We start from the raw sequence: 13451 nt of genomic DNA, 5'->3' as shown, positions 1-13451 counted from the left end.
GGGGGATACGGGGGAATCCCCTCATAGAGAGGTGCGGTGCGGGCCGTGCTGGGTAGGCTCGGCCGACATGGAGCATGAGGTGTTCGTTCCGGTTCCCGTCGAGTCGCTGCGCGAGGCTCTCGCCGATCCCGCGCGGGTGGCCCGGGCGGTGCCCGGGCTCCAGCAGGACGCGGGGACACCGCCCGTCTCCGGCCGCCTGAAGGTGCGCGTCGGCGGGCACGCCATCACGTATCGCGGGACGCTCACCGTCTCCCCGCAGGACGACGGCACGTACGCCCTCGGGGCCGACGCCACCGAGGCCCGCGGCAGCGGCACGGTGAAGCTGGCCCTCACGTTGTCGCTGCGCGCGCGGGAGAACGACCCGGGCGGCGCGGCCGTCACCTTCACCGGTACGGCGTCGGCCGACGGCCGGGTCGCGGAACTTCCGGCGGACGCGGTGACCTCGGCGGCGACCCGTCTGCTGAACCGGTTCGCGGAGGGGTTGGCGGCGCCGGCTGCGACTGCCTCCGGCGGTGAGCCGAGGACGACGGAGACGGCCCCCGAGCCGGAGCCGGAGCCCGAGGCGTCCGCCCCCGAGTCTCCGTCGGCCGAGGAGACCTCCTCCGTCCACGAGGCCGAGGTTCCGCCTCCCTCGCTCGAACCGTTCGCCGAGGAGGACTTCGAGGGTGGCTTCGAGGACGACGCGGTCCCGGCGCCGGACACTCCCGCCGAGGCGGCGCACGCCCGGCGCACGATGATCGGCCGCAGCGCGGAGGAGGTGGACCACGCTCCTCCGCGGGGGCGTTACGCCCCGGTCCCCGCGCCCGAGGCGACGGGCCCCAGTGCGACCCTCCGCTGGGCGGCCCCGGCGGCGGCCCTCCTCCTGGCCTCAGCAGTCGTCCTGGGCAGAGCCCTCCGAAAGCGCCGCTAGCCGACTGCGGCCCGGCGGGGGTCGCCCGCGCAGTTCCCCGCGCCCCTGAAGGGGCCCACCCCCGGGAAGTCGTCTGCGGGTCGTCGTGGGCTGGTCGCGCAGTTCCCCGCGCCCCTAAAAGACAAAAGCCAGGCCCGCAGCCCCGCTTTCAGGGGCCCCGCTCTAAGGGGCGCGGGGAACTGCGCGCTCAGCCACAACGCACCCGCACCCAACACACCACACCGAACCCCCACCCACCCAGGGGCGCGGGGAACTGCGCGACCAGCCCCCACCAAGCCGCAGGCAACGAACGACCCAAGTACCCCAACCCCGCGGAGCGCCACGTAGGGTTCGCGCGTGAGTAACGAAGACATCACGCTGACCGCGGCCGACGCGGAGGTGACCGTCCAGCCCGGCAACGGCGGACGAATCGGCGGACTGAAGGTCGACGGAGTCGAACTGCTCCGCCAGGGCAAGAAGTTCGGCTGCTTCCCGATGGTCCCCTGGTGCGGCCGCACCAGGGACGGCCGCTTCCTGAACGGCGCCACCCCCCACCAGCTCCCCCTCAACTCCCCGCCCCACGCCATCCACGGCACCGCCAGGGACGCCGCCTGGCGCACCGCCCGCAGGAGCGAGAACGAGGCCGTCATCACGTACGACCTCGTCGACCCCTGGCCGTACGCCGGCCGGGTCACCCAGGTCGTGGCGCTGACCGCGGACACCCTGACGCTGACCATGTCGGTGGAGACGTACGACGACTCCTTCCCGGCACAGATCGGCTGGCACCCCTGGTTCAACCGCAACCTGGGCGGCGCCGAGGGCGCAGAAGACGTACGCGTCGACTTCACCGCCGCCTGGCAGGAGGAGCGCGGCGAAGACCACCTGCCCACCGGCCGCCGTGTCGACCCGAAGCCCGGCCCCTGGGACGACTGCTTCGGGATGCCCGACGGAGTCGACGTCACCCTCACCTGGCCCGGACAGCTGGAGCTGAACGTCGCGAGCCGCGAGCACTGGGTCGTCGTGTACGACGAGCAGGAGGCCGCGGTCTGCGTGGAGCCGCAGACCGGGCCGCCCAACGGGCTCAACACCCTGCCGCGCCTGGTCACCCCCATCGATCCCCTGGAAGCCACCACCACCTGGACCTGGCGGCGCCTCTAAGCTGACCCGCATGAGTGACGTACGCGGCGAGCTGCTGCAGCAGATCAAGGACAAGGCCGTGGTGCACGGCAAGGTGACCCTCTCCTCGGGCCTGGAGGCGGACTACTACGTCGACCTGCGGCGGGTCACCCTGGACGGCGAGGCCGCCCCGCTGGTCGGCCAGGTGCTCCTCGACCTGACGGCGGACCTGGAGTTCGACGCGGTCGGCGGCCTCACCATGGGCGCCGACCCGGTGGCCGGCGCCATGCTGCACGCCGCCGCCGCGCGGGGCCGCCGCCTCGACGCCTTCGTCGTACGCAAGGCCGCCAAGGCGCACGGCATGCAGCGGCGCGTGGAGGGCCCGGACATCGCGGGCCGCCGCGTGCTCGTCGTCGAGGACACCTCCACCACCGGCGGCTCCCCGCTCACCGCCGTCGAGGCCGTGCGCGAGGCCGGTGCCGAGGTGGTCGGCGTCGCGACCATCGTCGACCGCGCCACCGGTGCCGCCGAGAAGATCCAGGAAGGCGCGGGCGTCCCGTACCTCTTCGCGTACTCGAAGGACGAACTCGGCCTGGACTGAGCCCGGTTCCGGGCCGCGGTCCCGTCCCCGGTCCGAACGCGGGTCCGAGCCCGCGCCGGGAGTTGTCCACAGGCTGGGCACGGGGGCCGGAGCATCCGGGCAAGTCTGGAAAGATGGGGCCGACGATGACGTCACCCCCTAGGTCAGGGCCGTAAGCAGCAGAACGCCACCCGCACATACACAAGGAGCGGACAGATGCCGATCGCAACCCCCGAGGTCTACAACGAGATGCTCGACCGGGCGAAGGCAGGCAAGTTCGCCTACCCGGCCATCAACGTGACCTCGTCCCAGACCCTGCACGCTGCCCTGCGCGGCTTCGCGGAGGCCGAGAGCGACGGCATCATCCAGATCTCCACCGGTGGTGCGGAGTTCCTGGGCGGCCAGCACAACAAGGACATGGTGACCGGCTCGGTCGCCCTGGCCGAGTTCGCGCACATCGTCGCCAAGAAGTACGACATCACGGTCGCCCTGCACACGGACCACTGCCCCAAGGACAAGCTCGACGGGTACGTACGTCCGCTGATCGCGGTCTCCGAGGAGCGCGTCGCCCGCGGCGAGAACCCCCTCTTCCAGTCCCACATGTGGGACGGCTCCGCGGAGACGCTGGCCGACAACCTGGCCATCGGCCAGGAGCTGCTCGCCCGCGCCGTCGCCGCGAAGATCATCCTTGAGGTCGAGATCACCCCGACCGGCGGCGAGGAGGACGGCGTCTCGCACGAGATCAACGACTCCCTCTACACGACGGTCGACGACGCCATTCGTACGGCGGAGGCCCTGGGCCTCGGTGAGAAGGGCCGCTACCTGCTGGCCGCGTCCTTCGGCAACGTGCACGGCGTCTACAAGCCGGGCAACGTCGTCCTGCGCCCCGAGCTCCTCAAGGAGCTGAACGAGGGCGTGGGCGCCAAGTACGGCAAGCCCTCCCCGTTCGACTTCGTCTTCCACGGCGGCTCCGGCTCCACGGCCGAGGAGATCGCCACCGCGCTGGAGAACGGCGTCGTGAAGATGAACCTGGACACGGACACGCAGTACGCGTTCACGCGCCCGGTCGCGGACCACATGTTCCGCAACTACGACGGCGTCCTGAAGGTCGACGGTGAGGTCGGCAACAAGAAGACGTACGACCCCCGCACCTGGGGCAAGCTCGCCGAGGCGTCGATGGCCGCCCGCGTCACGGAGGCCTGCGCCAACCTGCGCTCCACGGGCACGAAGATCAAGTAACCCCGTTTCGTACGGCTCGGGCCCGGTTCTCCCTTCGGAGGGCCGGGCCCCGCCGTATGTCCGTATGCTCCGGTGTATGGCTGCCCCGCCCAAGGAGTCCCCGGCCGTCAGAATGTCGTCCCCCGCCGGGAAGTGGATCCTGCTGACCACCGTGCTCGGGTCGAGCATGGCGATGCTGGACTCGACCGTCGTGAACGTCGCGCTGCCGACGATCGGCCGCGACCTCGACGCGGATCTGGCGGGCCTCCAGTGGACCGTCAACGCGTACATGCTGACCCTCGCGGGCCTGATCCTGCTGGGCGGAGCCCTCGGCGACCGCTTCGGGCGGCGGAAGGTGTTCGTCGTCGGCGTGGTGTGGTTCGCGGCGGCATCCCTGCTCTGCGGGCTCGCGCCCAGCGCGGGCGTCCTCGTCGCGGCCCGCGCGCTGCAGGGCATCGGCGGCGCGCTGCTCACGCCCGGTTCGCTCGCGCTGATCCAGGCGTCGTTCCACCCGGACGACCGGGCGCGGGCCGTCGGCCTGTGGTCGGGCTTCGGCGGTATCGGCGCGGCGGTCGGCCCGTTCCTGGGCGGCTGGCTGGTAGACGGTCCCGGCTGGCGCTGGGTGTTCCTCCTCAACGTCCCGCTCGCGCTGCTCTGCGCCCCGATCGCCCTGCGCCACGTACCGGAGTCGAAGGACGACCGGGTCCACGGGCGCGGCTTCGACGTGCTCGGCGCGGCCCTCGGCGCGCTGGCGCTGGCCCTGGTGACGTACGCCCTCATCGAGGCGTCCGCCGGATCGATGACCGTCGTCGCCGTGACGGCGGCCGCGGGGGTCGCGGCGGGCGTGGCCTTCGTGATGGTGGAGCGGCGGCGGGACGACCCGATGATGCCGCTCGACATCTTCGCGTCCCGCCAGTTCACGGCGGTCAACGTCGTCACCCTCTGCGTGTACGCGGCCTTCAGCGGCTTCTTCTTCCTCTCCGCGCTCCAGCTCCAGGTCGTGGCGGGATACTCGGCCCTCGCCGCCGGCACGGCCCTGCTGCCGACGACGGTCCTGATGCTGTTCCTGTCGGCCCGCTCCGGCGAACTCGCCCAGCGCATCGGCCCGCGCATCCCGCTCACCGTGGGCCCGCTGCTGTGCGCGGCCGGGATGCTGCTGATGCTGCGGGTGGGCACCGACGCCTCGTACGCGCTCGACGTGCTGCCCGCCATCCTGGTGCTGGGCCTCGGCATGGTGACGCTGGTCGCGCCCCTCACCGCGACCGTGCTCGCCTCGGTGGACACCGGCCGGGCGGGCCTGGCCAGCGGCATCAACAACGCGGCGGCCCGCGCGGCAGGCCTCGTCGCCGTGGCCGCGCTGCCGCTGCTCGCCGGGATGGGCGAGGAGGCGTACCGGTCGGCGGACGCCTTCAACGACGCGTTCCGGCGGGCGATGCCCCTGTGCGCGGGCATCCTGGTCGTGGGCGCGGTGATCGCCTACGCGACCGTACGCAAGCCTCCGCCGGGCTGTCTGCGCCCGGAATGCCTTACGCATGGCAGCGTGACGGCCCCGCCGCTGGAGCCGAACCAGTCGCGCGGGCGGCTGGAGTAGAGCGGCTGGAGCGGACGGGCCGGTCGCGAAGGCGCCCCGGACGGGTGTATCGGGTGGGTACATCGGGTGGCCGGCGCGTTCGCCGGGGGAGTAAAGCGGGCCCGCGGTGCTCGCGCGGGCGTCGGGGCCAGGCAAACTGGAACCCATGGCCATCAACGAGAACCTCCTCGGGGGACCGCCCCCGACCCACCTGCCCGACGACCCGGAGCCGCGCGAGCTCCTGGCGAACGGCACACCGCCCGCCGATGTCGCCGCCAAGTACCCCACCTCCTCGCTCGCCTGGGCCCAGCTGGCCGACGAGGCGTACGAGCGCGGCAGCGTCGTCGAGTCGTACGCGTACGCCCGTACCGGCTACCACCGCGGTCTGGACTCCCTGCGGCGCAACGGCTGGAAGGGCCACGGCCCGGTGCCCTGGGAGCACGAGCCGAACCGCGGCTTCCTGCGCGCCCTGCACGGTCTCGCCCGCGCCGCGCAGGCGATCGGCGAGCAGGAGGAGTACGAGCGCTGCTCGCAGTTCCTGAAGGACTCCTCCCCGGCGGCGGCCCAGACCCTCGGCTGATCCGGCTGATCCGGCTGATCCGGCTGATTCGGCTGATCCGGCTGATTCGGCTGAGCCGGCAGGGCCGGTGACCGGCCCAGAACGGTCGCGTTTGTGCAGGTCCGCCTGGTGTGACCAGGCGGACCTTGCGGATTCGGGGCACGATTGTGGAGGATGCCCGTGGGGACCGGGGCCACCGTGTCGAATTCGGCAGGGGCGGACCGCTACCCGGAGTACACAACAGGAGACAGCGATGTCCCACCAGGCTCAGCCCCAAGAGGCTTCGGAGCCCGAGACCCCGCATCTCGACTTCCAGGGCACGACCCCGTACGAGGACTACGTCCAGGCGGACGTCCTCACCCACCTCCAGCACACCCTCTCCGACGATCCCGGAGAGATGGTCTTCCTGGTGACGACCCAGGTCATGGAGCTGTGGTTCACCGTCATCGTCCACGAGTGGGAGACCGCGGCGAAGGCGCTGCGCGAGGACCGGGTGCCGGTCGCGGTGGCGGCCCTGAAGCGGTCGGTGAGGGAACTGGAGGCGCTGAACGCCTCCTGGAGGCCCCTCGGCCAGCTCACTCCGGCCCAGTTCAACTCGTACCGCAGCGCCCTCGGCGAGGGTTCCGGCTTCCAGTCGGCCATGTACCGCCGTATGGAGTTCCTGCTCGGCGAGAAGTCCTCGTCCATGCTCGTACCGCACCGGGGCGCGCCCCGCGTGCACGCCGAGCTGGAGAAGGCCCTGCACGAACCGAGCCTGTACGACGAGGTGTTGAGGCTGCTCGCGAGGCGCGGCCACGCGATTCCTCCGTCGGTCGTCGACCGTGACGTGTCCCTGCGCTACGACCCGTCGCCCGAGGTCGAGACGGTCTGGACCGACCTGTACTCGGGTGAGGAGAGTGCCGAACTCGCCCGGCTCGGCGAGGCGTTGACCGATGTCGCCGAGCTCGTGTGGCGCTGGCGCAACGACCACCTGGTGGCCACGCGGCGGGCCATGGGCGCGAAGACGGGCACGGGCGGCTCCGCCGGGGTGGCCTGGCTGGAGAAGCGGGCCCAGAAGAACGTGTTCCCCGAGCTGTGGACGGCGCGGTCCCATGTCTGAGCCCGAGCTGCGGCCGAAGGCCGAAAAACTGGACGCGACGGACGAACTGGCCGGACTGCGAGCCCAGTTCGTCCTCGACGACGCGGTGTACCTGGACGGCAACTCCCTGGGCGCGCTGCCGCGCTCGGTCCCCGGACGCGTCGAGGACGTCGTACGCCGCCAGTGGGGCTCGCTGCGGATCCGGTCCTGGGACGAGAGCGGCTGGTGGACCGCGCCGGAGCGGATCGGCGACCGGATCGCTCCGCTGGTGGGCGCGGCGGCGGGCCAGATCGTGGTCGGCGACTCGACAAGTGTCAACGTCTTCAAGGCGGTTGTGGGCGCGGTGCGCCTGGCGGGGGGAGGCACGGAGGGGTCGGCCGGCCGGGACGAGGTCCTGGTGGACGCGACGACGTTCCCCACGGACGGCTACATCGCCGCCTCCGCCGCCCGCCTCACCGGCTGCACGCTGCGTCCGGTGACGCCGGAGGAGGTCCGGGGCGCCCTGAGCGAGCGTACGGCGGCGGTACTGCTGAACCACGTCGACTACCGCACGGGCCGCCTGCACGACCTGCCGTCCCTGACGGCGGCGATCCATGCGGTGGGAGCGGTCGCGATCTGGGACCTGTGCCACAGCGCGGGCGCCCTGCCGGTGGGCCTCGACGAACACAGCGTGGACCTGGCGGTCGGCTGCACCTACAAGTACCTGAACGGCGGCCCGGGTTCACCGGCGTACCTCTACGTCCGCGAGGACCACCAACCGCGCTTCGACTCACCCCTGCCCGGCTGGAACTCCCACGCCGACCCTTTCGGCATGACCCCGGACTACACCCCGGCCCCCGGCGCCCTCCGCGGCCGCGTCGGCACCCCCGACATCCTCTCCATGCTCGCCCTGGAGGCGGCACTGGAGGTCTGGGACGACGTATCGATCGACACGGTCCGCACCAAGTCCCTCGCCCTGACGGACTTCTTCCTGGAATGCGTCGAGTCATACGTCCCCGAGGGCGAGGTGGAGTCCGTGACCCCCTCCGCCCACCCGGAACGCGGCAGCCAGATCGCCCTCCGCTGCACCGACGCGGGCAACGTCATGCGCCGCCTGATCGACAGAGGCGTCATCGGCGACTTCCGAGAACCGGACACCCTCCGCTTCGGCTTCACCCCGCTGTACGTGGGCTTCGGGGATGTGGAGAGGGCGGCGCGGGTTTTGGGGGAGATGTTTTAGGGGGTTTGGGGGGTGGGTTTTCGGTTGGTTGGGCGTTCGGGCTTTCGGCTGGGCCGGCGCTTGATCTTTCAGCCTGTCCGGCGTTTGAGGACGAGGACGTTCAGGCCGATTTCCCACCCACCCACCCACCCACCCACCCTCTCTGGCCCCCACCCACCCACCCAGCCCGTCCGGCGTTTGAGGACGAGCGCGGCAGCGTGATGCGGGGGTCTGGGGGCGCAGCCCCCAGAAAGGGACGGGAATGGGTAGGGGCGGCGGGGGCGAAGAAACGCCCAAGCCGCCCCGCCGCCGACTCACGCCCCCACAACAAACACCCCGGCCCGCGCAGCGGCAACCGCGGCCTCCGCCGCCCGATCAGCCGCGACCACACCGGGCGCCACCCCCGTCGTGAGCAACGTGTAATAGAGCGGCGCCGAGACAGCCCGTACAACCTCGGCCGCATCCGTCCCCACCGGCAACTCCCCCCGAACAACCCCCTGTTCAACACAAGGCGCCCACTCGGCAACCCGCACCTCATAGAACCGCCGCAACGCGTCCGCCGTACGCCCGTCCCCCGTAGCCGCAGCGATCACCGCCCGAAACAACGCCCCCTGCCGAGGATCGGCCAACGTCCCCCGAACAAGCCGCGCATTGGCCCGAAGATCACCGAGCACAGCCCCCGTCTCCGTACGCGGCAACGACTCCTCGGCCATCTCGGCAAGCAGATCCGCGACAAGCCCCGTCACGCTCCCCCACCGCCGGTACACCGTGGTCTTGCCCACCTCGGCCCGCCGCGCGACATCCGCCAGATCGAGATGGGCGAACCCCTGCTCGGCGAGCACGTCCCCGGCGGCCCGCAGCACGGCGGCCCGCACCCGCGCGGTACGCCCCCCGGGACGAACGGTGCCGGGCTCAGCGGACATGACGGGCTCCTTCACGGACGTACGGCGGCCACGCCCGAGGCGTTTCGCCGAGGCGCTTGGTCGAGGCACGAGGTCCACCACCAGCGTAACGAAACAATAGAACCATTTGCCCCTCACTGAGGGTCACAGCCGCGTGTTGAGGCACGTCACCGGCCTGATACCGTCCCGCCAACGGTCCGCCCGCCGGAGCGTGTTGACAGGCGGGCCGCGCAGGTGAACACACACCGCACCGCTGAGAGGTTGGAGCATGCCGGACGACGCCCGCGACGCCGCGGAGGAGGAGTCGGCCTTCTCGCATCCGCCCGTCGACCCCGACAGCACCACCGCGTACGGCGATCACCCCGACCAGGTCGTCGACTTCTACGCGCCGCGCGGCGGCGAGGAACGCGCCCCGCTCGTCGTCGTATTGCACGGCGGCGCCTGGCGGGCACGGTACGACCGGCGGCACATCACGCCGTTCGCGGACTTCCTGGCCAGACGGGGCTTCGCCGTGGCCAACGTCGAGTACAGGCGCGGCGGCACCATCCCGGCGCAGGCCGGCCAGGTCCCGGTCGCGGGCCGCTGGCCGGACACGCTCGACGACGTGGCGGCGGCGCTCGACGCGATGCCGGGATTCGTACGAGCGGCCCTGCCGCAGGCCGACGCGCGCCGCATGGTGGTCACCGGGCACTCGGCGGGCGGCCAGCTGGCGCTCTGGGCGGCGGCCCGCCACCTGCTGCCGGCCGACGCACCGTGGCGCACGGACCGCCCCGCCCCGCTGCGCGGCGTCGTCGCACTCGCCCCGATCGCCGACTTCACGGTCGCGGAGAAGCTGGACGTCTGCTCCGGCGCGTCCCGCCAACTCCTGGGCGGGGAGGCGAAGTTCGGCGAACGCCAGCCGTACGCCGACCCGGCCCTGCTCCTCCCGACGGGCATCGCCACGACCCTGGTCCAGGGCCGCGAGGACGTCGTCGTACCGCAGGCGGTCGCCGAGGCGTACGCGGACGCGGCGGCCAAGGCCGGCGAGGTGGTCGGCCTGACGCTCCTGGAGGACGTGGGCCACTTCCCCCTGATCGACCCGGCGGCGGACGCGTGCGCGGTGGTGGCGGAGGAGATCGCCCAGCTGGCCTGGTAGGGGCACTCCCGCCCCCTGGGAGCGCCCCCTAGGGGCGCGGGGAACTGCGCGCTCAGCTCCCACGCTCCCGCAGTCGCGTCGGCGAGAGTCGGTGAATCGATGGGTGCGGTGCTGGTACCGGAACGGACCCGGTGCGGAGCTCGCGGGACGGCGCCTGTGCCGGATCCGGGCCCGTGCCGGGGCGGTCCCCGTGCCGGAGCCGGGCCCGTGCTGGCTCCGAGCCCACGCCGGGGAGGCGCCCGTGCCGGAGCGGAGCCGGTGCCCGTGCGGAGCCAAGCCGCCCCGGTGATACCCGTAATACCTGAGAGCTACCTCGCAGGTGAGCTCCCAGGTGGGACGCCGACCACGAGCCCAGATCCGTAACTTCCTTCTCAGTTGGGCCCGATGGACGGGCGAACCGAGACGGGGGCACGAGGATGGAGCTACGGGGGAGGGCGACCGCGGGACGGGCCGCACCGCAACCGAAACGGACGCAGCGATCGGGCCGACAGGTTCAGGCAGACCAGCCGAGCCAGGCAGGCCGACCGGTCCAAACAGACCAGCCGAGCCAGACAGACCGACCGGTTCAGGCAGGCCGGCCGAGTCAGGCAGACCGGTTGGTCCAGGCAGGCCGGCTGAGTCGGACGGACCGGCCGGTTAAAACAGACCAGCAGGGCCATCCAGATCAGCCGAGCCAGCCAGGCCAGCCAGACCAGCCAGATCAACCGGGCCATCCCGACCATCCCGACCAGCCAGGCCAGCCAGACCGGCCAAGCCCTCCGGACCAGCCAGGCCCTCCGGGCAAACGCCCCCGGTGGCCCCGCGCCCGCCGCGCCCTGCTCGCCGCCCTGATCACAGGCGCAGTCGTCGCCCCGATCTCCGCCGCGGCCGCACACCCGGAAATACCGGCCCCCGCCCCGGCGCACATCGCCACGCCGACCCCCGCCACGCTGGACAGCGCCTACGCGGCGAACCGCGCGAACGCCGCCAAGGCCTCGCGCATGGCCGCGGCCCACGGCGACCGCAGCCGGGCGGCAGCCGTCCGTGCCATGGCGGCCCCGTCGCGCCACTTCCTCACCTTCGACGCCCGCGGCCCCGGCCGAGCCGCCGAGGTCTTCGGCGACCTGGCGAAGGCCGACCACGTGGCGGTCCTCGTGCCCGGCTCCGACACGAGCCTGGACACATACGGCCGCTTCCGGGCCGGCGCCCTGGCCCTGCACCAGCGGCTCGGCTCGCGGCTCGGCCCACGCGCCGCGGTGATCGCCTGGCTCGGCTACGACACGCCCGGCACGATCAGCCCAGACGTCCTCACCACGGGCCTGGCCAAGGAAGCGGCACCTGAACTCCGGGATTTCATAGGCAAGTTGAGGAAGGTGAACGGGCACGCCCGGCTCACCCTGCTGTGCCACTCGTACGGGACGGTCGTGGGCGCCCGCGCGGCCGGCGGCCTCGACATCTCGGACCTGGTGCTCATAGGCAGCCCCGGCACGGGCGTGGATTCAGTCGCAGGCATGCACACGAAGGCACGCGTCTGGGCCGGCCGCGGCGGAGACGACTGGATCGCGGACGTCCCGCACACCAGCGCCGACCTCTTCGGCACGACGGTCGGCTTCGGCACCGACCCCGTGTCCCCGGCCTTCGGCGCCCGTGTCTTCGCGGCGGGCGACGGCGGCCACAGCGACTACCTCAAACCGGGTTCGGTGTCCCTGGCCAACCTCGCCCGGATCGTGCTCGGCGAGACACCGGAGATGACGCATGGCTGACGTGGCTGACGTGGATGAGGTGATACGCCGACTGCGCCGCAGTGCCGAGCGGATCGACGCGGCAACACCGCCCGGCCGGGACCGTTCCGTCGACGCCCTGCGCGCGTTCGCGATACTCGGCGTCGTGCTCGGCCACTGGCTCGTCACGGCCCTGGTCGCGGACGGCGGCAGGCTGCGCACGTCGAGCCCGCTGGCGCACATGCCCTGGCTGGCGCCGATCTCGTGGGTCTTCCAGACGCTCGCCGTGTTCTTCCTGGTGGGCGGGCATGTGGCGACGAAGAGCTACGCGTCGGCCCGGTCGCGCGGGACGACGTACGGACGCTGGCTCGGTACGCGCCTGTCCCGCCTCTTCCGGCCGGTGGCGGCGGTCCTCGGGCTGTGGACCGTGGCCACGGTCGGCCTGCTCGTGACGGGCGCGGACCTGAAGACGGTCCACGCGTTGCTGAAGCTGGTCCTGTCCCCTCTCTGGTTCCTGCTGGTCTTCGCCGCGCTGACGGCGGTGACTCCACTGGTGACCCGGATCAACCCGTTGTGGCCGCTGGCCGTCGTTCTCCATGTGGACCTCATCCGCTTCGGGTTCGGCGGCCCGGCCTGGCTGGGCTGGGTCAATGTGGCGGCGGGCTGGCTCGTGCCGTACACGCTGGGCGCGGCCTGGACGCGAGGCGAGCTGACCCGGCGTTCGGGCCGGGTGCTGCTCGCGGGCGGCGCGGCGGTGACCGCCGGGCTCGTCGCGTGGGGCGGCTATCCGGCGTCCATGGTCGGCGTCCCCGGCTCCTCGGTCTCCAACCTCAACCCGCCGACCCTGGCCGCGGTCACCTTCGGCCTGGCCCAGTGCGGTCTGGCGCTGCTGCTGCGCGAGCGTCTGCGCCGGGCGATGCGCCGACCGGTGCTCTGGGCCTGGGTCGCCCTCGTCAACCTCTCCGCGATGACGATCTTCCTGTGGCACCAGACGGCGCTGATGTCGGTCACCGCGACGGGCCTCCTCGCGGGCAGGCTCCCCGGCCTGCACACCACCCCGGACGGCCTCGTGTGGGTGGCGTTCCGACTCGCCTGGCTGCCGGTCTTCGTCCTCGCCCTGGCCGTGTGCTGGGCGGCCTTTCGTTCCTACGAGCAGGGGCATCGCGGCCGCGGTCGTCGTACCCGTCGCCCGTCACGCGTCGTCCGCACCCACCGCGTCGCCGTGGAAGCGAACGAGGCCCGGCGTGCCTAGGGTTGACGGCGTGGACGACGCCAATGACGCCCGGAAAGAGGACGACACCACCTCGGCCCCGTTCCCGCCCCCACCCCCACCCCCGTACCCGCCCCGGGATGTCCGCCCCGCCGTGCCTCTGCCCGCTCACTCCGAGCACGCAACCGACCTGACCAGCCTCACCGGTCCGGCCAGCCCCAACGGTCCGGCCGGTCCGGCCGGTCCCGCCCAGGTGCGTAGCGCCCGCCTCTCCCTGTCGGCGCTCCTCGCGGGCC

At 72.4% G+C, this 13451-nt stretch carries 12 protein-coding genes; 11 read left to right on the top strand and 1 reads right to left on the bottom strand.

What is annotated here, in order from left to right; translation table 11 throughout:
• Positions 1–67 precede the first annotated feature (67 nt).
• The 8 genes from ACFWXQ_RS46610 (at position 68) to kynU (ending at position 8229) form a co-directional block, all read left to right on the top strand.
• Positions 68–910, top strand: a complete 843-nt coding sequence (locus ACFWXQ_RS46610; RefSeq protein WP_383952653.1) for an SRPBCC domain-containing protein — start codon at positions 68–70, stop codon at positions 908–910.
• A 336-nt stretch (positions 911–1246) separates the two neighbouring features.
• Positions 1247–2047, top strand: coding sequence for an aldose 1-epimerase (locus ACFWXQ_RS46605; protein WP_383952651.1), 801 nt, complete (start codon positions 1247–1249; stop codon positions 2045–2047).
• 10 nt (positions 2048–2057) lie between these two features.
• A complete protein-coding gene (gene pyrE, locus ACFWXQ_RS46600) occupies positions 2058–2606 on the top strand; it encodes an orotate phosphoribosyltransferase (RefSeq protein WP_383952649.1) in 549 nt (182 codons plus the stop codon).
• Positions 2607–2801: 195 nt separating this feature from the next.
• A complete protein-coding gene (gene fbaA / locus ACFWXQ_RS46595) occupies positions 2802–3824 on the top strand; it encodes a class II fructose-bisphosphate aldolase (RefSeq protein ID WP_055618173.1) in 1023 nt (340 codons plus the stop codon).
• 76 nt (positions 3825–3900) lie between these two features.
• Positions 3901–5394, top strand: a complete 1494-nt coding sequence (locus ACFWXQ_RS46590; RefSeq protein ID WP_383952647.1) for an MFS transporter — start codon at positions 3901–3903, stop codon at positions 5392–5394.
• A gap of 145 nt (positions 5395–5539) precedes the next feature.
• Positions 5540–5953: a DUF3151 domain-containing protein gene (locus ACFWXQ_RS46585; protein WP_307523418.1), complete on the top strand. Its 414-nt coding sequence runs from the start codon at positions 5540–5542 to the stop codon at positions 5951–5953.
• 232 nt (positions 5954–6185) lie between these two features.
• Positions 6186–7031 (top strand): tryptophan 2,3-dioxygenase family protein, encoded by an 846-nt coding sequence (locus ACFWXQ_RS46580; protein WP_383952645.1) that lies wholly within the window; start codon positions 6186–6188, stop codon positions 7029–7031.
• A complete protein-coding gene (gene kynU / locus ACFWXQ_RS46575; RefSeq protein WP_383952643.1) occupies positions 7024–8229 on the top strand; it encodes a kynureninase in 1206 nt (401 codons plus the stop codon). The genes ACFWXQ_RS46580 and kynU overlap by 8 nt, the downstream gene beginning before the upstream one ends.
• 293 nt (positions 8230–8522) lie before the next feature.
• Here the strand turns inward: kynU and ACFWXQ_RS46570 are convergent, their stop codons facing one another.
• Positions 8523–9131: a TetR/AcrR family transcriptional regulator gene (locus ACFWXQ_RS46570; RefSeq protein WP_383951881.1), complete on the bottom strand. Its 609-nt coding sequence runs from the start codon at positions 9129–9131 to the stop codon at positions 8523–8525.
• Positions 9132–9378: 247 nt separating this feature from the next.
• Here ACFWXQ_RS46570 and ACFWXQ_RS46565 point away from each other — a divergent pair, with 247 nt between their 5' ends.
• The 3 genes from ACFWXQ_RS46565 to ACFWXQ_RS46555 all read left to right on the top strand — a co-directional run bounded on the left by ACFWXQ_RS46565 (position 9379) and on the right by ACFWXQ_RS46555 (position 13197).
• Positions 9379–10245, top strand: coding sequence for an alpha/beta hydrolase (locus tag ACFWXQ_RS46565; protein ID WP_383951883.1), 867 nt, complete (start codon positions 9379–9381; stop codon positions 10243–10245).
• An 815-nt stretch (positions 10246–11060) separates the two neighbouring features.
• On the top strand, positions 11061–11987 hold the full coding sequence (locus ACFWXQ_RS46560) for an alpha/beta hydrolase (protein WP_383951906.1): 927 nt from the start codon (positions 11061–11063) through the stop codon (positions 11985–11987).
• Entirely contained in the window at positions 11980–13197 is a 1218-nt protein-coding gene (locus ACFWXQ_RS46555; RefSeq protein ID WP_383951885.1) for an acyltransferase, read from the top strand. Before ACFWXQ_RS46560 ends, ACFWXQ_RS46555 begins: the two co-directional genes overlap by 8 nt.
• The last annotated feature ends 254 nt before the right edge of the window (positions 13198–13451 follow it).

It is taken from the genome of Streptomyces sp. NPDC058697 (assembly GCF_042715345.1).
GTDB classification, from domain to species: domain Bacteria; phylum Actinomycetota; class Actinomycetes; order Streptomycetales; family Streptomycetaceae; genus Streptomyces; species Streptomyces liliifuscus.
Note: the sequence above shows the minus strand (reverse complement) of the source record. Positions and strands in the feature narration are given on the sequence as shown.

Excerpts from the sequence above, each read along its gene's own strand:
- ACFWXQ_RS46570 (WP_383951881.1), bottom strand. The coding sequence starts at position 9,131 with ATGTCCGCTGAGCCCGGCACCGTTCGTCCCGGGGGGCGTACCGCGCGG.
- fbaA (WP_055618173.1), top strand. The coding sequence starts at position 2,802 with ATGCCGATCGCAACCCCCGAGGTCTACAACGAGATGCTCGACCGGGCG.
- ACFWXQ_RS46555 (WP_383951885.1), top strand. The coding sequence starts at position 11,980 with ATGGCTGACGTGGCTGACGTGGATGAGGTGATACGCCGACTGCGCCGC.
- ACFWXQ_RS46610 (WP_383952653.1), top strand. The coding sequence starts at position 68 with ATGGAGCATGAGGTGTTCGTTCCGGTTCCCGTCGAGTCGCTGCGCGAG.
- kynU (WP_383952643.1), top strand. The coding sequence starts at position 7,024 with ATGTCTGAGCCCGAGCTGCGGCCGAAGGCCGAAAAACTGGACGCGACG.
- ACFWXQ_RS46565 (WP_383951883.1), top strand. The coding sequence starts at position 9,379 with ATGCCGGACGACGCCCGCGACGCCGCGGAGGAGGAGTCGGCCTTCTCG.
- ACFWXQ_RS46585 (WP_307523418.1), top strand. The coding sequence starts at position 5,540 with ATGGCCATCAACGAGAACCTCCTCGGGGGACCGCCCCCGACCCACCTG.
- ACFWXQ_RS46590 (WP_383952647.1), top strand. The coding sequence starts at position 3,901 with ATGGCTGCCCCGCCCAAGGAGTCCCCGGCCGTCAGAATGTCGTCCCCC.
- pyrE (WP_383952649.1), top strand. The coding sequence starts at position 2,058 with ATGAGTGACGTACGCGGCGAGCTGCTGCAGCAGATCAAGGACAAGGCC.
- ACFWXQ_RS46580 (WP_383952645.1), top strand. The coding sequence starts at position 6,186 with ATGTCCCACCAGGCTCAGCCCCAAGAGGCTTCGGAGCCCGAGACCCCG.